This is a genomic window from Klebsiella sp. CN_Kp066 (assembly GCF_040065135.1).
Classification (GTDB): Bacteria; Pseudomonadota; Gammaproteobacteria; order Enterobacterales; family Enterobacteriaceae; genus Klebsiella; species Klebsiella oxytoca.
The window spans coordinates 191,776-209,957 of record NZ_JBEAIU010000002.1 but is presented as its reverse complement, the minus strand read 5'-3'; the positions used below and the strand labels follow the sequence as shown (position 1 = coordinate 209,957).

Annotated in this window: 19 protein-coding genes; 14 read left to right on the top strand and 5 right to left on the bottom strand. The window is 55.0% G+C overall.

The window, feature by feature from the left end; translation table 11 throughout:
* Positions 1–322 precede the first annotated feature (322 nt).
* A complete protein-coding gene (locus ABLV75_RS01995) occupies positions 323–1,534 on the top strand; it encodes an MFS transporter (protein WP_004105688.1) in 1,212 nt (403 codons plus the stop codon).
* A gap of 3 nt (positions 1,535–1,537) precedes the next feature.
* Here the strand turns inward: ABLV75_RS01995 and speB are convergent, their stop codons facing one another.
* The 3 genes from speB to yqgB form a co-directional block, all read right to left on the bottom strand.
* A complete protein-coding gene (speB, locus tag ABLV75_RS01990; protein ID WP_004105690.1) occupies positions 1,538–2,458 on the bottom strand; it encodes an agmatinase in 921 nt (306 codons plus the stop codon).
* Positions 2,459–2,669: 211 nt separating this feature from the next.
* A complete protein-coding gene (speA, locus tag ABLV75_RS01985; protein ID WP_004105692.1) occupies positions 2,670–4,646 on the bottom strand; it encodes a biosynthetic arginine decarboxylase in 1,977 nt (658 codons plus the stop codon).
* 8 nt (positions 4,647–4,654) lie between these two features.
* Entirely contained in the window at positions 4,655–4,786 is a 132-nt protein-coding gene (gene yqgB, locus ABLV75_RS01980; protein WP_127472328.1) for an acid stress response protein YqgB, read from the bottom strand.
* Positions 4,787–5,488: 702 nt separating this feature from the next.
* Here yqgB and metK point away from each other — a divergent pair.
* From metK to ruvX, 8 genes are all read left to right on the top strand, one after another.
* Entirely contained in the window at positions 5,489–6,643 is a 1,155-nt protein-coding gene (metK, locus tag ABLV75_RS01975) for a methionine adenosyltransferase (RefSeq protein WP_004105695.1), read from the top strand.
* Between the two features lie 383 nt (positions 6,644–7,026).
* Positions 7,027–8,421 (top strand): sugar porter family MFS transporter, encoded by a 1,395-nt coding sequence (locus tag ABLV75_RS01970; RefSeq protein ID WP_004105696.1) that lies wholly within the window; start codon positions 7,027–7,029, stop codon positions 8,419–8,421.
* A 77-nt stretch (positions 8,422–8,498) separates the two neighbouring features.
* A complete protein-coding gene (locus ABLV75_RS01965; RefSeq protein WP_024274713.1) occupies positions 8,499–8,999 on the top strand; it encodes a SprT family zinc-dependent metalloprotease in 501 nt (166 codons plus the stop codon).
* A gap of 94 nt (positions 9,000–9,093) precedes the next feature.
* Positions 9,094–9,801, top strand: a complete 708-nt coding sequence (gene endA / locus ABLV75_RS01960) for a deoxyribonuclease I (RefSeq protein WP_004105700.1) — start codon at positions 9,094–9,096, stop codon at positions 9,799–9,801.
* A 91-nt stretch (positions 9,802–9,892) separates the two neighbouring features.
* Positions 9,893–10,624, top strand: a complete 732-nt coding sequence (gene rsmE, locus ABLV75_RS01955) for a 16S rRNA (uracil(1498)-N(3))-methyltransferase (protein ID WP_004105702.1) — start codon at positions 9,893–9,895, stop codon at positions 10,622–10,624.
* Positions 10,625–10,644: 20 nt separating this feature from the next.
* Positions 10,645–11,592, top strand: a complete 948-nt coding sequence (gene gshB / locus ABLV75_RS01950; RefSeq protein ID WP_004105704.1) for a glutathione synthase — start codon at positions 10,645–10,647, stop codon at positions 11,590–11,592.
* A 176-nt stretch (positions 11,593–11,768) separates the two neighbouring features.
* Positions 11,769–12,332, top strand: a complete 564-nt coding sequence (locus ABLV75_RS01945; protein WP_004105705.1) for a YqgE/AlgH family protein — start codon at positions 11,769–11,771, stop codon at positions 12,330–12,332.
* Positions 12,332–12,748, top strand: a complete 417-nt coding sequence (ruvX, locus tag ABLV75_RS01940; RefSeq protein WP_004105707.1) for a Holliday junction resolvase RuvX — start codon at positions 12,332–12,334, stop codon at positions 12,746–12,748. Before ABLV75_RS01945 ends, ruvX begins: the two co-directional genes overlap by 1 nt.
* 55 nt (positions 12,749–12,803) lie before the next feature.
* Here the strand turns inward: ruvX and ABLV75_RS01935 are convergent, their stop codons facing one another.
* Positions 12,804–13,457 (bottom strand): LuxR C-terminal-related transcriptional regulator, encoded by a 654-nt coding sequence (locus tag ABLV75_RS01935; protein WP_004105708.1) that lies wholly within the window; start codon positions 13,455–13,457, stop codon positions 12,804–12,806.
* Positions 13,458–13,805: 348 nt separating this feature from the next.
* The gene (locus tag ABLV75_RS01930) at positions 13,806–14,786 is read right to left on the bottom strand and encodes a type IV pilus twitching motility protein PilT (protein WP_004105710.1); all 981 of its coding nucleotides are present in this window, start codon (positions 14,784–14,786) and stop codon (positions 13,806–13,808) included.
* 16 nt (positions 14,787–14,802) lie between these two features.
* On the opposite strand from ABLV75_RS01930, the gene ABLV75_RS01925 reads away from it, so the two are divergent.
* From ABLV75_RS01925 to hemW, 5 genes are read left to right on the top strand one after another with little or no spacing between them, the layout of a single operon-like run.
* Entirely contained in the window at positions 14,803–15,507 is a 705-nt protein-coding gene (locus ABLV75_RS01925) for a YggS family pyridoxal phosphate-dependent enzyme (RefSeq protein ID WP_004105712.1), read from the top strand.
* A 17-nt stretch (positions 15,508–15,524) separates the two neighbouring features.
* Positions 15,525–16,091 carry a YggT family protein gene (locus ABLV75_RS01920; protein ID WP_004105714.1) on the top strand — a complete coding sequence of 189 codons (567 nt, stop codon included), beginning with the start codon at positions 15,525–15,527 and terminating at the stop codon, positions 16,089–16,091.
* A complete protein-coding gene (gene yggU / locus ABLV75_RS01915; RefSeq protein ID WP_004105716.1) occupies positions 16,088–16,378 on the top strand; it encodes a DUF167 family protein YggU in 291 nt (96 codons plus the stop codon). The genes ABLV75_RS01920 and yggU overlap by 4 nt, the downstream gene beginning before the upstream one ends.
* A 12-nt stretch (positions 16,379–16,390) precedes the next feature.
* Complete coding sequence (locus ABLV75_RS01910; protein WP_004105717.1) at positions 16,391–16,984, top strand: XTP/dITP diphosphatase; 594 nt, start codon at positions 16,391–16,393, stop codon at positions 16,982–16,984.
* Positions 16,977–18,113: a radical SAM family heme chaperone HemW gene (gene hemW, locus ABLV75_RS01905; RefSeq protein ID WP_004105720.1), complete on the top strand. Its 1,137-nt coding sequence runs from the start codon at positions 16,977–16,979 to the stop codon at positions 18,111–18,113. Before ABLV75_RS01910 ends, hemW begins: the two co-directional genes overlap by 8 nt.
* Positions 18,114–18,182: the final 69 nt, after the last annotated feature.

Here is an 18,182-nt window from a genome sequence, read left to right as displayed (position 1 = left end):
GTTAATGAATGACTTTTTAATTAGCTAACTGTGGAATTGATCACGAAAAAAAGCAGCCAGATGAAATGATGATATTTAAAGCGCCCTTTCATTATAAAAAACGCTATCTCTTCAGAAACAAAATGCGCTATTGACTTCTTTTCATGAAGATCGTTAAAAATGAACAGGAAGGGAGCTTGCGGTGTTTCACATATGAAACAAAAAGAAAATTAAACCTTAATAAACAATGAGTTTCATAGGTGAACTATTTTAGTTAAGTGATTATTTCTGGCGTCAAAAAAAATAATAACCAAAATGTATTAAATTTAAAAAGAGGTAAATCATGGCGGCAAGATGGCAAGGTACTATCGCATTACTTTTGTTAATAATTATTTCTTACATCGATCGGATAAATATCTCGGTAATGATTCTGAACCCCGAATTTGCCGCTCACTTTCATTTAAATGAAAACAGAATGTTACAAGGCATGCTGATGACATGCTTTCTTCTTGGTTATGGTTTATCGGCTTTAATATTAACTCCCCTTATAGAAAGTAAGCTCAACTATCGCCAGGGGCTGTTAAGCAGCGTAGCGATATGGGCGCTGGTTTGCGCGGTTTCTCCGCTGCTGGGCTCCCTGCTGGGCATGTTAATCGCGCGCATCGTTCTCGGCGTTGCCGAGGGGCCGCTATTCTCGCTGAAAACCCGCTTTATCAGCGATAGCTTCGCCGCCGATGAGGTCGGTAAACCTAACGCCGTGACCGCTCTCGGCGTTTCACTCGGGCTGGCGGCTGGCTTTCCGCTGGTCACCTGGCTGATGGCGCACGTCGGCTGGATGGGATCGTTTTACGCCCTGGCGCTGCTCAACCTACTGCTCGGCGGCGGCTTAGTCTGGCGCTTTTTACCTGCTCCAGTCGTCAATGAACGCCGCGCCAGGCCCGGTATGATTACAACCTTGACCCTCGCCTGGCGCACGCCGCTGCTGGGCTGGATCCTGCTGGTGGAGATCGCCACCCTCAGCTATCTATGGGGCAGCAGCGCCTGGCTGCCGGCCTGGCTGCGCGACGAGCATCACTTCTCGCTACAGGCTACCGGCCTGCTGGCGGCGGTTCCGTTTCTGCTGAGCCTGGGTTCAAAATTTCTCGGAGGGGTACTTCTCGATAAAATGCGCCCGGAGCAGGCGCCGGTGCTGTTTATTATCGGCGGCCTGCTGACCGCCCTGTCGGTACTGGCGCTGATGCTCAGCCACCAGCAGGCGATGCTGGCGCTGTTTATGCTGGCGGCGAACGTTTTCTGGGGACTGCAGGGCGCGGCGATCCCGGCGGTCGTGCAGCATCATGCGCCGCGCGAAGCGGTAGGCAGCGCCTATGGCATTATTAATGGCATCGGTAATATCTGCGCGGCGTTTATCCCGCTGCTGATGGGAATGGTCATGAAATCGGCGGGATCGGTAAGCTCAGGATTCTCGGTACTGGTGGTATCGCAGCTGATAACGCTTTGCGCCGGAGGCATGCTGCTGCTGCGCATGCGTCGCGCAGCAGCAGTCAGCGTCTGAGGCTTATTCGCCTTTTTTCGCCGCCTGAATGTAGAGCATTTCCAGGGCCAGCGTCGCCGCCGCCAGGGCGGTGATTTCGGACTGGTCATAGGCCGGAGCGACTTCCACCACGTCCATACCGACGATGTTCAGATCCTTGAGGCCGCGCACCAGCTTGATCGCGCGATCGGAGGTCAGTCCGCCGATCACCGGTGTACCGGTGCCCGGCGCAAACGCCGGATCCAGGCAGTCGATATCAAAGGTCAGGTATACCGGCATATCGCCGACGATCTGTTTCACCTGAGCGATCACGTCGTCGACGCTGCGGTCGTTAACCTGACCCGCATCCAGCACGGTAAACCCGTTGTCCTTATCAAACTCGGTGCGAATGCCGATCTGCACTGAATGGTGCGGGTCGATCAGGCCTTCGTTCGGCGCGGTATAGAACATGGTGCCGTGGTCAAATTCGCAGCCGTTGGCGTAGGTATCGGTGTGGGCATCAAAATGCACCAGCGCCATTTTGCCGAAGTGCTTAGCATGAGCGCGCAGCAGCGGTAGCGTCACAAAGTGGTCGCCGCCGAATGAAAGCATGCGCTTACCTGCCGCCAGCAGTTTTTCCGCATGCGCCTGCAGCTTTTCACTCATTTCACGCGCATCGCCGAAAGCGTAAACCAGATCGCCGCAGTCCACGACGTTCAGCCGCTCGCGCATATCAAAGTTCCACGGGAAACGGTTATGCTCCCACGCAAGGTTAGTCGACACCTGACGGATCGCCGCCGGGCCATGACGCCCGCCCGCGCGTCCGGAGGTCGCCATATCAAACGGTACGCCGGTGATGACCCAGTCCGCATCGCTGTCGTACGGCATAAAATTCATCGGTAGACGCAGAAAGCCAAATGCGTTGGATACCAGGGAGTTATCGTATTGATGACCTAAGGTGCTCATGGGTATGACCTCTTTTACAGTCGTTGTATTGAAATACAAATATAAAAAAACCCCTCCGCGTCGTTAGGCCCGACGAGGAAGGGTTTGAATAAGTTTGCTGCTTAATTGGGCGAATTATCGCCGCAAATGCCTACGTGTTCAAGTGAGTCGGGCGAATGGCGTAATGAGCCTTCCCCTCTCTCTTCCCTCTCCGCTACGGAGAGGACGTATATCACTCGTCTTCCAGATAAGTGTAGCCGTATAAACCCGCTTCGAACTCTTCAAGGAACTGCTGCTGCAGGTCAGCGTCGAGATCGGTCTTTTTCACCTGATCGCGGAACTGCGTCAGCAGCGTGTTCGGATCCAGCTGGACGTACTGCAGCATATCCGCGACGGTGTCTCCCTCATCCGACAGCTCCACTTCGACGCTGCCGTCAGGGAAGACAAACACGTCTACGGCTTCCGTATCGCCGAACAGGTTGTGCATATTGCCAAGAATCTCCTGGTAGGCGCCTACCATGAAGAAGCCCAGCATCGGCGGATTTTCCGGATCGTATTCCGGCATCGGCATGGTGGTCGCAATGCCATCGCCATCGACGTAGTGGTCAATTGCGCCGTCGGAGTCGCAGGTGATATCCAGCAGCACCGCGCGGCGTTCCGGTACCTTGTTCAACCCTTCCAGCGGCATCACCGGGAATAGCTGATCGATACCCCATGCATCCGGCATCGACTGGAACAGAGAGAAGTTGACGTAAATCTTATCCGCCATACGCTCCTGCAGCTCATCGATTATCGGGCGATGCGCGCGGTTGCTGGGATCGAGCTGTTTCTGCACTTCATGACACATATTCAGATACAGCTGCTCGGCCCAGGCGCGTTCCTGAAGATTAAAGGTGCCGGAGGAGTAGCCGATATGAATATCGTGCAGATCCATCTGGCTATCGTGCAGCCATTCGCGCAGCGAGCGGCGGTTGCCGGTTTCCTGCATCTCCAGCCAGGTTTCCCACATGCTTTGCAGCGGACGCGCGGCATCTTCCGCGGGCGGGGTCGCCTCGGTATATTCGTTACGCTCAACGCCGATGATGTTGGATACCAGTACGGTGTGGTGCGCGGTGACCGCACGGCCGGATTCGGTAATCACCGTCGGATGCGGCAGACCGTTCTCTTCACAGGCATCGCCAATTGCCCAGATAATGTTGTTGGCGTATTCGTTCAGGCCATAGTTCACCGAGCAGTCGGACTGCGAACGGGTCCCTTCATAGTCAACGCCGAGACCGCCGCCAACGTCGAAGCACTGAATATTCACGCCCAGCTTATGCAGCTCGACGTAGAAACGCGCCGATTCACGCACGCCGGTGGCGATATCGCGAATATTGGCCATCTGCGAGCCAAGGTGGAAGTGCAGCAGCTGCAGGCTGTCGAGATGCCCTGCGGCGCGCAGAATTTCAACCAGCTGCAGAACCTGGGTCGCCGCGAGGCCGAATTTGGATTTTTCGCCGCCGGAGGACTGCCACTTGCCAGAGCCCTGCGAAGCCAGACGCGCACGCACGCCAAGACGCGGCACCACGTTCAGCCGCTCGGCTTCTTCCAGCACGATGGCGATTTCCGACATTTTCTCAATGACCAGATAGACCTTATGGCCCATCTTTTCACCCACCAGCGCCAGGCGGATATATTCACGGTCTTTATAACCGTTACAAACAATCACGCTGCGGGTCATACCGGCGTGCGCCAGTACCGCCATCAGCTCGGCCTTCGAGCCGGCTTCCAGACCCAGCGGTTCGCCGGAGTGGATCAGCGATTCAATCACGCGGCGATGCTGGTTAACCTTGATGGGATAAACCAGAAAGTAGTCACCGTTATAGCCATAAGACTCACGCGCCCGTTTAAAGGCGGCGTTAATCGAACGCAGGCGGTGCTGCAAAATCTGCGGGAAGCAGAACAGTGCAGGCAGGCGCTGCCCCTGAGCTTCACGCGCTTTCACCAGCTCGGCAAGGTCAACGCGCGCTTCCGGAACGTCAGGATCCGGGCAGACGCTGATATGGCCCAGTTCGTTAACGTCGTAGTAGTTATTACCCCACCAGGCAATATTGTAAGTACGTAGCATCTTGCTGGCTTCCTGGGAGCTCATCGCAACCTCCTGCATGGAACGTAGTACACCGTGATCGCCTGCTGACGAAGGCGAAGATAAAGACATGTCGTCAGACATAGCGAACCTCAAATTTTAGTAACAAGTGTAAAACAGTTGACTACTATCGCAATCCGAAGAAGCGATAACAACCCATAAACAGTCCGAAATCCCAGTAGATAGTGCTGGACTTGCGGCTGAGCGACCGGTTTCTTATTCATATCATCGTAAAACACGTACCCGAACGGAGTATGACAGTCCGGAGAAACCACGAGAAAACCCTTGCTATCGCAAGAGCGCCCTTGTTCAGTTTTCCTGTAGCCTGCCGGCCCTGGAATCCTGAGAAGCGCCGAGATGGGTAGAACATCGGCTGGTTTGCATGAGAGAGATGCGGATTGAGGAATAGTGACGCGCGACGGAACGACGCGACGAGTCAGGCGAAAAACGTGGGTTCATTATCTGGTATCACCTCCACACTGCCCCGGTACGGGCCAGCGACAAGCCAAAGCTATAGGTTCCGGACAGCCAACAAAAACGCCGCTGCGGGACTCTGTCAATACAGACTGCTTAACCCGGCTGGAAGTGGCGTCACGAGGTGAGTGCTCGTGCGCTGTTTTAATGAGCCGCGCGCGGCGTTTTATACCGATAAGCGGGGTAAAAAGCAAAATAAAAATATGCGCGTTGCCGGGCATTGTCAGGAAAAATTGCCACCGCCCTTTTTCTATAAATGCGACGAATATCAAAAAAGGCTGGAAATGGGGTCAAGAACTGCCCTAAAATAGCCGTCCAGAAGTTAATCCATCTATACTGATTAACACTCAGACTGCTCGTGTCACTACCTGCAAGCTTTGGTAGAGTCATCCGTCAAAGCCATTCTACACAACAGTATGAGCTACCCGAATCGTCCACAGGTGAAATAAAACATGGCAAAACACCTCTTTACGTCAGAGTCCGTATCCGAAGGGCATCCCGACAAAATTGCTGACCAAATCTCCGACGCCGTGCTGGATGCGATCCTTGAACAGGATCCAAAAGCGCGCGTAGCATGTGAAACCTACGTCAAAACCGGCATGGTTCTGGTGGGTGGCGAAATCACTACCAGCGCCTGGGTTGATATCGAAGAGATCACCCGCAATACGGTCCGTGAAATTGGCTACGTGCATTCCGATATGGGCTTTGACGCCAACTCCTGCGCGGTGCTGAGCGCTATCGGTAAACAGTCTCCGGACATCAACCAGGGCGTTGACCGCGCCGATCCGCTGGAGCAGGGCGCGGGCGACCAGGGCCTGATGTTTGGCTATGCGACTAACGAAACCGATGTGCTGATGCCTGCGCCGATCACCTACGCTCACCGTCTGGTGCAGCGTCAGGCTGAAGTACGCAAAAACGGCACCCTGCCGTGGCTGCGCCCGGACGCAAAAAGCCAGGTGACGTTCCAGTACGACGACGGCAAAGTTGTCGGTATTGATGCGGTCGTTCTCTCCACACAGCACGCCGAAAGCATCGATCAGAAATCGCTGCAGGAAGCGGTAATGGAAGAGATCATCAAACCGGTGCTGCCGACCGAGTGGCTGAACAGCGCGACCAAATTCTTTATCAACCCAACCGGCCGTTTTGTTATCGGCGGCCCGATGGGCGACTGCGGCCTGACCGGGCGTAAAATCATCGTTGATACCTACGGCGGCATGGCTCGCCACGGCGGCGGCGCGTTCTCCGGTAAAGATCCGTCTAAAGTCGACCGTTCTGCGGCCTACGCGGCGCGCTATGTGGCGAAAAACATCGTTGCCGCCGGTCTGGCCGATCGTTGCGAAATTCAGGTTTCCTACGCCATCGGCGTCGCAGAGCCGACCTCGATTATGGTTGAAACCTTCGGTACCGAAAAAGTATCGTCCGAGCAGCTGACGCTACTGGTTCGTGAGTTCTTCGACCTGCGTCCGTATGGCCTGATCCAGATGCTTGACCTGCTGCACCCGATCTACAAAGAGACGGCGGCTTACGGTCACTTTGGTCGCGAACATTTCCCTTGGGAAAAAACCGACAAAGCAGCTCAGCTGCGCGAAGCGGCCGGCCTGAAATAAGCCCCTGCTCTTCTCGCTCTTAAGGCCAGCCTCGCGCTGGCCTTTTTATTTTCAACCGTATAACCGCAGCCTCTGCATCCAGCCCTTTGCAAAGCTTCCTATGGAAGCGATTACATCCCATGTGCAACATCCTTTTCCTCGACGTGCGCGAAAAATGTAATAACCCTTGGCTTTGTTACACAATATTTCAGCAAACTCTGATTAGCGCTTTAAATTTCTTGAGCTAAACTTTATTAAAATGCTGATTTAAATAAATTAAATGTGATTACCTTTCTTTACGATAGTGTAACCGATTACACCAGCGTGATTATTATCACATTTTTTTACTACGCATTTACCTACCCTATGCCTCGACAGAATCAATAACTCAACCGGAGGGCGTTATGCCTGACAACAAAAAACAAGGGCGTTCAAACAAGACGATGACGTTCTTTGTCTGCTTCCTCGCCGCACTGGCAGGCCTGCTATTTGGCCTGGATATTGGTGTTATTGCGGGTGCCTTACCCTTTATTGCCAACGAGTTCCAGATAAGCGCTCATACGCAGGAATGGGTAGTAAGCTCCATGATGTTCGGCGCCGCGGTCGGCGCGGTCGGCAGCGGCTGGCTCTCCTTCAAACTCGGGCGTAAAAAAAGCCTGATGATTGGCGCCATCCTGTTCGTTGCCGGTTCCCTGTTCTCCGCCGCCGCCCCGAATGTGGAAGTCCTGCTCATTTCTCGCGTGCTGCTCGGCCTCGCCGTTGGCGTCGCTTCCTACACGGCTCCGCTGTATTTGTCGGAAATTGCGCCGGAAAAAATTCGCGGCAGCATGATTTCGATGTACCAGCTGATGATCACCATTGGTATTCTCGGGGCGTATCTTTCGGATACCGCTTTCAGCTACAGCGGCGCCTGGCGCTGGATGCTCGGGGTGATCATTATCCCGGCGGTGCTGCTGCTGATTGGCGTAGTTTTCCTGCCGGACAGCCCGCGCTGGTTTGCCGCTAAGCGCCGCTTTGTCGATGCCGAACGCGTTCTGCTGCGCCTGCGCGACACCAGCGCTGAAGCGAAACGCGAGCTGGATGAGATCCGCGAAAGCCTGAAGGTAAAACAGTCCGGCTGGTCGCTGTTCAAAGAAAACAGCAACTTCCGCCGCGCGGTGTTCCTCGGCGTCCTGCTGCAGGTGATGCAACAGTTCACCGGTATGAACGTCATCATGTACTACGCGCCGAAGATTTTTGAACTGGCGGGCTATGCCAACACCACCGAACAGATGTGGGGGACCGTCATCGTCGGTCTGACCAACGTTCTGGCGACCTTTATCGCCATCGGACTGGTTGACCGCTGGGGCCGTAAACCGACGCTGATCCTCGGCTTTATCGTCATGGCACTCGGCATGGGCGTGCTGGGCAGCATGATGCATATCGGCATCCACTCCGCCACGGCGCAGTACTTTGCCGTCCTGATGCTGCTGATGTTCATCGTGGGTTTTGCGATGAGCGCCGGCCCGCTGATTTGGGTGCTGTGCTCCGAAATCCAGCCGCTGAAAGGGCGTGATTTCGGTATCACCTGCTCAACGGCGACCAACTGGATTGCCAACATGATCGTCGGCGCGACCTTCCTGACGATGCTGAACTCGCTGGGCAGCGCCAACACCTTCTGGGTCTATGGCGGCCTTAACATCCTGTTCATCTTCCTGACTCTGTGGTTGATCCCGGAAACCAAAAACGTTTCGCTGGAACATATTGAACGTAATCTGATGAAAGGCCGTAAACTGCGCGAAATCGGCGCGCGCGACTAGTACGATACACGCTTCCTCCCCTCCGGGAGGAAGCTTCTTCTTGCTCTCCTCATCCCGCCGCACTATCCTCTGGCGCTATGAAAACACCCCGAATTCCCATTGCCCTTCAACAGGCCGTTATGCGCAGCCTGCGGGAAAATCTTGCCAAAGCGAACCTCAAGCTGGGACGACATTACCCTGAACCGGTGCTAGTTTATCAGCAGCGGGGAACCTCCGCCGGTACCGCCTGGCTGGAGAAAAACGAAATTCGCCTTAACCCGGTGCTGCTGCTGGAAAACCAGCAGGCTTTTATCGACGAAGTCGTGCCGCACGAGCTGGCCCATCTGCTGGTATGGAAACACTTTGGCCGCGTGGCGCCGCACGGAAAAGAGTGGAAATGGATGATGGAGAGCGTACTGGGCGTACCGGCGCTGCGTACTCATCGTTTCGAACTCGATTCTGTCCGTAAAAATACCTTCCCCTACCGCTGCCAGTGTCAGCAGCATCAGCTTACCGTTCGCCGCCACAATCGCGTGATGCGCGGTGAGGCCACCTATCGCTGCGTGCGCTGCGGCGACGTGCTGGTGGCGGAAAAGTAATCTCCGGAAATAACTGGAAATTTTCTGATCTGACTGATTGCATCAGGCAATCACATTCGTTACGTTGCGGGCTCGTTTTGACACGGAGTTAACGATGTCCCGTATTTATATTTTTGCTGCCGCGTTTCTTAGCGTGGCGGCGTGTGCCCCGCTTGCTGCGGAGGGAATCAACAGTTTTTCTCAGGCCAAAGCCGCTGGCGTCAAGGTCAACGCCGACGTCCCCGGCGATTTCTACTGCGGCTGTAAAATCAACTGGCAGGGGAAAAAGGGCGTTATCGATCTGGAATCATGCGGCTATAAAGTGCGTAAAAATGAGAACCGCGCCAGCCGGGTAGAGTGGGAACACGTGGTTCCGGCCTGGCTGTTTGGTCACCAGCTTCAATGCTGGCAGGACGGCGGGCGGAAAAACTGCGCCAAAGACCCGGTCTATCGCAAGATGGAAAGCGACATGCATAACCTGCAGCCGGCGGTTGGCGAGGTCAACGGCGATCGCGCCAACTTTATGTACAGCCAGTGGAACGGTGGCGAAGGCCAGTACGGCCAGTGCGCAATGAAGGTTGATTTTAAAGATAAAGTTGCCGAGCCGCCGGCTCGCGCCCGGGGCGCGATTGCCCGCACCTACTTCTATATGCGCGACCGCTACCAGCTTAATCTTTCCCGCCAGCAAACCCAGCTGTTTACCGCCTGGAATAAGCTGTACCCGGTAACACGCTGGGAATGCGAACGCGACGCGCGTATTGCAAAAGTTCAGGGCAACCATAATCCTTACGTCCTGCAGGCTTGCCAGGCGCAAAAGAGCTAACCTACACTAGCGGCAATTGTTAATTTGCAGCTTCACGCTTCCCTCTTTAATGAGGGAAGACAATATCTGCGCGAAGAACGGAATATCAAGCATGCGCATCCCTCGCATCCATCACCCGGAACGCATCACTACGGGTAGCCAGATAGCCCTCTCCGACGACGCGGCCAACCATGTCGGTCGCGTTTTACGGATGGGTAAAGGCCAGGCAATCGAGCTTTTTGACGGCAGCAATCAGGTCTTCGAGGCGGTCATTGTCGAGGCAGGTAAGAAACATGTGCTGGTTGAAGTACAGAGCGGCAAAATCGATAACCGCGAATCCCCTCTGCATATCCATTTAGGCCAGGTGATGTCACGCGGCGAAAAAATGGAATTCACCATCCAGAAATCGATCGAACTTGGCGTAAGCCTCATAACGCCACTGTTTTCCGAACGCTGTGGCGTTAAACTGGACGCCGAACGTTTGCACAAGAAGATTCAGCAGTGGCAGAAAATCGCCATTGCCGCCTGCGAGCAAAGCGGCCGCAACGTGGTGCCGGAGATCCGCCCGGCAATGCAGCTCGAAGCCTGGTGCGCGGAGCAGGACGAGGGCCTGAAGCTCAATTTACACCCTCGCGCCAGCGCCAGCATCAATACGCTGCCGCTGCCGGTCGAACGCGTCCGACTGCTGATCGGTCCGGAAGGCGGGCTTTCGGCAGAAGAGATAGCGATGACCGCTCGCTACCAGTTTACTGATATCCTGTTGGGACCGCGCGTTCTGCGTACAGAGACAACTGCGCTCACTGCCATTACCGCCCTGCAGGTGCGTTTTGGCGACTTAGGTTGAAGCGTTAACGGAGAAGAACAATGATTAAGCTCGGCATCGTGATGGACCCCATCGCAACCATCAACATCAAGAAAGACACCAGCTTCGCTATGTTGCTGGAAGGGCAGCGTCGCGGCTATGAACTCCACTATATGGAGATGAACGATCTGTACTTAATCAACGGTGAAGCCCGCGCCCGTACGCGCAAGCTGAGCGTCGAGCAGAACTACGACAAATGGTACGAGTTCAACGGCGAGCAGGATCTGCCTCTGGCGGACCTGGACGTCATTCTGATGCGTAAAGATCCGCCGTTTGATACCGAGTTTATCTATGCGACCTACATCCTCGAACGCGCCGAAGAGAAAGGCACGCTTATCGTCAATAAGCCGCAGAGCCTGCGCGACTGTAACGAAAAGCTGTTTACCGCCTGGTTCTCCGAGCTGACGCCGGAAACGCTGGTCACTCGCAATAAAGCTCAGCTGAAAGCCTTCTGGGAAAAGCACGGCGATGTCATCCTCAAGCCGCTGGACGGCATGGGCGGTACCTCCATTTTCCGCGTGAAAGAGGGTGACCCTAACCTCGGCGTGATTACCGAGACCCTGACCGAGCTGGGCAGCCGCTACTGCATGGCGCAGAACTATCTACCGGCCATTAAAGACGGCGATAAGCGCGTGCTGGTCGTGGACGGCGAGCCGGTTCCTTACTGCCTGGCCCGTATTCCGCAGGGTGGCGAAACTCGCGGCAACCTCGCCGCCGGCGGCCGTGGCGAAGCGCGCCCCCTGACCGAAAGCGACTGGGCTATCGCCCGCCGCGTAGGCCCGACGCTGAAGGCCAAAGGCTTAATCTTCGTCGGCCTGGATATCATCGGCGATCGCCTGACGGAAATTAACGTCACCAGCCCAACCTGCGTACGTGAAATCGAAGCCGCCTTCCCGATTTCCATCACCGGGATGCTGATGGACGCCATCGAAAAGCGCCTCAATAAATAACGCGCTCATTCAGGCTATGGGCCAACGCCTGTAGCCTGAAGCTCGCTTCAGAGATTCACTTTCAGGCTCAGACAGGCAATGGCCGTGACGCCTGCAAGATAAAGTGAATCGACACTCTCTTGCTTTACCCGCATACTGGGTGCTGCTTTTTTGAACCAGGAACAGAACCTCTGACAATGAATTTACAGCATCACTTTCTGATTGCCATGCCTGCTCTCCAGGACCCGATGTTCCGTCGCTCCGTAGTCTATATCTGCGAGTATAACGATGACGGCGCCATGGGCATCATCATCAATAAGCCGATGGAAAATCTGCAGGTTGAAGGGATCCTGGAGAAGTTAAAAATCACGCCTGAGCCGCGCAATCCCGAGATCCGCCTGGATAAACCGGTGATGGTTGGCGGCCCGCTGGCCGAGGACCGGGGTTTTATACTGCACTCGCCGCCCTCTGACTTTTCTTCCAGCATTCGTATTTCCGATAATACGGTGATCACCACCTCCCGCGACGTGCTCGAAACGCTGGGCACGGATAAACAGCCGGACAACGTGCTGGTTGCGCTGGGCTATGCCTCCTGGGAGAAAGGTCAGTTGGAGCAAGAGATACTGGATAACGCCTGGCTCACCGCACCGGCGGATCGGAACATTTTGTTCAATACGCCAATAGCCGACCGCTGGCGCGAGGCTGCGAAGCTGATCGGCATCGATATCGTCACCATGCCGGCCGCAGCGGGGCATGCCTGATGAGCGGAACGTTTTTAGGCTTTGATTTTGGTACCAAAAGCATCGGCGTCGCCGTAGGGCAGCGCATCACCGGCACTGCCCGCCCCCTGCCCGCATTGAAGGCGCAGGACGGCAAACCTGACTGGAATATTATCGAGAAGCTGCTCAAAGAGTGGCAGCCCGAAAAGGTGGTTGTCGGCCTGCCGCTGAATATGGACGGTACGGAGCAACCTCTGACCGCGCGCGCGCGCAACTTCGCGAATAAAATCCATGGCCGTTTCGGCGTGCAGATAATCCTGCACGATGAGCGTCTGAGCACGGTGGAAGCCAGAGCCGGGTTATTTGAACACGGTGGATTCCGTGCGCTCAATAAAGGCAGCATTGATTCAGCGTCCGCTGTCATTATTCTGGAAAGCTACTTCGAGCAGGGCTTCTGATCCTGAATGCTGGCGCCACATCGCAGCGACAGGCGCCATCATCCTGATTCAGTTTTTAGTGACGCAGATGCTCATTCGCCCAGCTGACCGCCTGGGTTCGGTTCTTCACGCTTAGCTTACGGAACACGTTGTACAGATGGGTACGCACCGTGTTTTCGCTGATAAACAGCGCGCGAGCAATATCCATATTGGTCGCCCCGCAGCGAAGTTCATTAAGGATTTCACATTCGCGCTCGGTCAGCGGCGAACTTTCCACAGGCGCCGATTGATGATCCGCTGCGTACATAGCCGGGTGCATTACGCTCAATTCAGCCGTCTGTTCGCCGTTAAGCACAGCTTTAACGCCCTCAATTAAGCGCAATTCATCATCGTCGTGACGGAAAACGCCATAAAGCGCTGGCCACTGTGCCATTTCGTAGAGCTCATACTTTTGTGCGCTGTTGATAATCAATAAACGGGGGTTATCTACCTGCAGGCGAATAATATCACGCCACACGCTATTCAACTTTTTATTTGAAACCGCAATATCAAATAATATTACAGAATCTTTCACAAGTCGTTGCGCGAGGGGTTTGTTAATATTTTGCAGGATCACTGTAGCAGATAACCTGTCAGCCAGCCAGGTTGCAAATGCCTTGCTTTGAATTGAGGGGTGAGTAATAAAGGTAACCTGATGAGAAAGAACTGAATCCTCAGAAAAATTAATCACTTAAAACTCTCCTTAGTTGATACCCGCCTTCATAGCGGTTAAATGAATTAACAAGAATACCATCGCCGGTGTATTTATAAATAAAAACCAAATTTACACTTTGAAACAATATTCCATGGGAATTTTCCTATCCCTGTAAACAGCATAAATCGAATACCTTGAGAGAGTCAAAAGATTATCAAACTTTTTTCCTGGTTATGGGAGGTTTATGTCAATTCGTTTTTCATAGCCTACATTATTCGGCTTAATTCCATATGGTTCTTTGTAATATAAAATAATAATACCGAACATTAATAAAACATTATCATAACAAGCCATTGGTAAGATGTCTGAATATAAAAAATGCAGCTATAAAAGACCCGCTGCCGTACGTTGCTGAAAGCTTTGCGTAAATGTTTGCATGCCAGATTGCTGCCCGGTTTGCATCACGCCGGGCAGCTGATGCGTTTTTCCCTCCCGGATCAAATTCGCCACTGCTGGGGTATTAACTAAAAGCTCGTATAGCGCAACTCTGCCGCCTGCAGCATCCGGAAACAATTTTTGTGCCAGTACCGCGCACAAACTTCCCGCCAGCTGGCTGCGAACCTGCTCTTTCTCCTGGGCGGGAAAAACATCCACCAGCCTTTCAACCGCCTGCGCCGCGCCGCGCGTATGCAGCGTCGCCATAACCAGATGTCCGGTCTCCGCTGCCGTAAGTGCCAGGCGGATAGTTTCGCTATCGCGCAGTTCCCCTAACAGAATGACGTCCGGATCCTGACGCAGCGCAGCGCGTAACGCCGCGGCAAAGGAGGGGCAGTGGCGGCCGATTTCCCGCTGCTGGATCAGGCAACGCTCGCTGTGGTGAATAAATTCGACCGGATCTTCCAGCGTCAGGATATGACCATTGAGGCGCTGATTAAGATAGCCCACCATCGCCGCCAGGGTAGTTGATTTCCCGCTGCCGGTGGCGCCCGTGACGAGGATAAGCCCGCTCTCCTCATTGAGCAGCTCGCTTAAGGCGGCTGGTACACCGAGCGCCTCCAGCTGCGGGCAGGTTTCCGCCAGCAGACGCAGCGCCAGCGACAGGCCGCGGCTGTGGGCAAATGCGCTGGCGCGAAGGCGTGGCCCGCCAGCCGGCGCTAAAGCGAAATCGACCTGCCCGCTGGCCTGCCACTGCGCGAGCTGCTCGGCGTTGAGCCAGTCATGGAGTATTTTGCTGATATCAGGGGAGGTAAAAGGCGCAGGCTCCAGCTTTCCCTGGCGACGCCAGCGCGGCGCTGAAGCATTGCACAGGTGTAGATCGGAGACGTTATGCTTTACACTAAGGGCCACTATTTCTTCCAGTTCCATAACTCATCCTCGGTATATGAACGATATTGCGCATAACCTGGCACAGGTCCGGGACAAAATCTCAGCCGCTGCCGCACGCTGCGGCCGTGCTCCAGAAGAAGTTACGCTGCTTGCAGTCAGTAAAACGAAACCTGCGAGCGCTATCGAAGAAGCGATGGCCGCAGGCCAGGTCGCGTTTGGCGAAAACTATGTTCAGGAAGGGGTGGAGAAAATCCGCTACTTTCAGGAGACCGGGGCAAGCGGGCTGCAGTGGCACTTTATTGGTCCGCTGCAGTCCAACAAAAGCCGCCTCGTGGCCGAACATTTTGACTGGTGTCATACCGTCGATCGACTCAAAATCGCCGCTCGCCTCAGTGAACAGCGCCCTGCCCACATGCCGCCGCTCAACGTGCTGATTCAAATCAACATTAGCGATGAGCAGAGCAAGTCGGGTATTCCGCCTGCAGAGCTGGACGCGCTGGCGGCAGAGATCGCTAAATTGCCGAATCTGCAGCTGCGCGGTTTAATGGCCATCCCCGCGCCTGAGTCAGAATATGTAAGGCAGTTTGCCGTCGCCCAACAAATGGCGGTAGCATTTGCGCGGCTAAAAACGCACTACCCTACCGTCGATACGTTGTCGCTGGGAATGTCGGATGATATGGAAGCCGCCATCGCGGCGGGAAGCACTATGGTGCGCATCGGAACCGCAATTTTCGGCGCGCGCGACTACAGCAAAAAATAAGGAATCTGAGGAACGCCATGAAGACGTTGACTTTCCTGCTCTCAACGGTCATTGAGCTTTATACAATGGTCGTGTTGTTACGCGTCTGGATGCAGTGGGCGCGCTGCGACTTTTATAACCCGTTTTCGCAGTTCGTGGTCAAGGCTACGCAGCCTGTCGTTGGGCCGCTGCGCCGCATTATCCCGGCGATGGGGCCGCTCGACAGCGCCTCCCTGCTGGTCGCCTTTATTCTCTGCGTCGTGAAAGCTATCGTCCTGTTTATGGTCGTCACCTTCCAGCCGATTATCTGGATCTCCGCGCTGCTGATCCTTATCAAAACCGTCGGCTCGCTGATCTTCTGGGTTCTTCTGTTAATGGCGATCATGAGCTGGGTAAGCCAGGGCCGTAGCCCGGTGGAATATGTTCTGATGCAGCTGGCAGACCCGCTGCTGCGCCCTATCCGCAGGCTGCTGCCCTCAATGGGCGGAATTGATTTCTCGCCGATGGTGCTGGTTCTGCTGCTGTACGTGATCAATATGGGTATCGCCGAACTGTTGCAGGCTACCGGTAACGTTCTGCTTCCAGGGCTGTGGATGGCGCTATGAGTGCTGTCCAGGCCTGCGCTGACGGTCTGGTCTTAAGGCTGTATATTCAGCCTAAGGCCAGCCGCGACAGCATCGTTGGTTTACATGGCGACGAACTCAAAGTCGCCATTACCGCGCCACCCGTTGACGGCCAGGCCAACGCCCATCTGGTAAAATTTCTCGCCAAACAGTTTCGCGTAGCAAAAAGCCAGGTGCTTATTGAGAAGGGCGAACTGGGCCGCCACAAACAGATAAAAATCATTCATCCGCAGCAGATCCCCGACGGGGTCGCTGCGCTGACAGAATAGACAGGATCTCTTATGCAAAAAGTTGTTCTCGCCACCGGCAATCCCGGCAAAGTGCGCGAGCTGGCCTCGCTGCTGGCAGATTTTGGCCTCGATATCGTGGCGCAAACCGAACTGGGCGTGGATTCCGCAGAGGAAACCGGCCTCACGTTTATCGAAAACGCCATTCTTAAAGCGCGCCACGCCGCGCAGATTACCGGCCTTCCGGCTATCGCCGATGACTCAGGTCTGGCCGTCGATGCGTTAGGCGGCGCGCCTGGCATCTATTCTGCCCGCTATTCCGGTGAAGATGCGACCGACCAGCGCAATCTGGAAAAACTGCTCGACGCGCTACGCGACGTGCCGGACGATAAGCGCCAGGCGCAGTTCCACTGCGTGCTGGTCTATCTGCGCCATGCGGAAGATCCCACGCCGCTGGTGTGCCACGGCAGTTGGCCAGGCATCATCGCTCGCCAGGCCGCCGGCAGCGGCGGCTTTGGTTACGATCCGATTTTCTTTGTTCCGACGGAAGGTAAAACCGCAGCGGAGCTGAGCCGTGAAGAGAAGAGCGCCATTTCCCACCGCGGACGAGCGCTGAAACTGTTACTGGAAGCCTTACGTAATGGCTAATTTGCCGCCCCTGAGCCTCTACATTCACATCCCGTGGTGCGTGCAGAAATGCCCGTACTGCGATTTCAACTCGCATGCGTTGAAGGGCGAAGTGCCGCATGATGACTATGTCCAGCATCTGCTGAACGATCTGCGCGCCGACGCCCACTATGCGCAGGGACGTGAAATCGGGACGATTTTTATTGGCGGCGGTACGCCGAGCCTGCTCTCCGGCCCGGCGATGCAAACCCTACTCGATGGCGTACGCGCGGCTCTTCCGCTGGCGGCCGGAGCCGAAATCACGATGGAAGCCAACCCCGGCACCGTGGAAGCGGATCGCTTCGTGGAGTATCAGCGCGCCGGCATTAATCGCATCTCCATCGGCGTACAGAGCTTTAGCGAGCAAAAGCTGCAGCGTCTGGGGCGCATTCATGGGCCACAGGAAGCCAAACGCGCGGCAAACCTGGCAAGCGGTCTGGGACTGCGCAGCTTTAACCTCGATTTAATGCATGGTCTGCCGGACCAGTCTCTGGAAGAGGCGCTGGACGACCTGCGCCAGGCGATTGCGCTCAATCCGCCGCATCTCTCCTGGTATCAGTTGACCATTGAACCAAATACCCTGTTTGGTTCGCGACCGCCGGTCCTGCCTGACGACGATGCGCTGTGGGATATTTATGAGCAGGGGCATAGCCTGCTTAGCGCCGCGGGCTACCGGCAATATGAAACTTCCGCCTATGCAAAACCGGGATATCAGTGCCAGCATAATCTGAACTACTGGCGCTTTGGCGACTACCTGGGCATTGGCTGCGGCGCGCACGGTAAAGTGACGTTTGCGGACGGACGCATTCTGCGGACGGCGAAAACCCGCCACCCGCGCGGTTATATGGAAGGCCGTTACCTGGAGCGCCAGCATGATGTTGAGAACGCAGATAAACCGTTTGAGTTCTTTATGAACCGTTTCCGCCTGCTCGAAGCGGCGCCACGGGATGAATTCAGCCGCTTTACCGGCCTCGACGAGCGGACGATCCGCCCGCAAATCGATGCCGCTATTGCCCAGGGCTACCTGACGGAAGATGAAGGCTGCTGGCAGATTACCGAGCACGGCAAGCTATTTTTGAACTCCCTTCTCGAATTATTCCTCAGCGAATAAACCTCTCCCTGATTATCCCGTTATATAAATAGCGGGATAATTAATTATTCGTTTTTCCCGAAATATTAA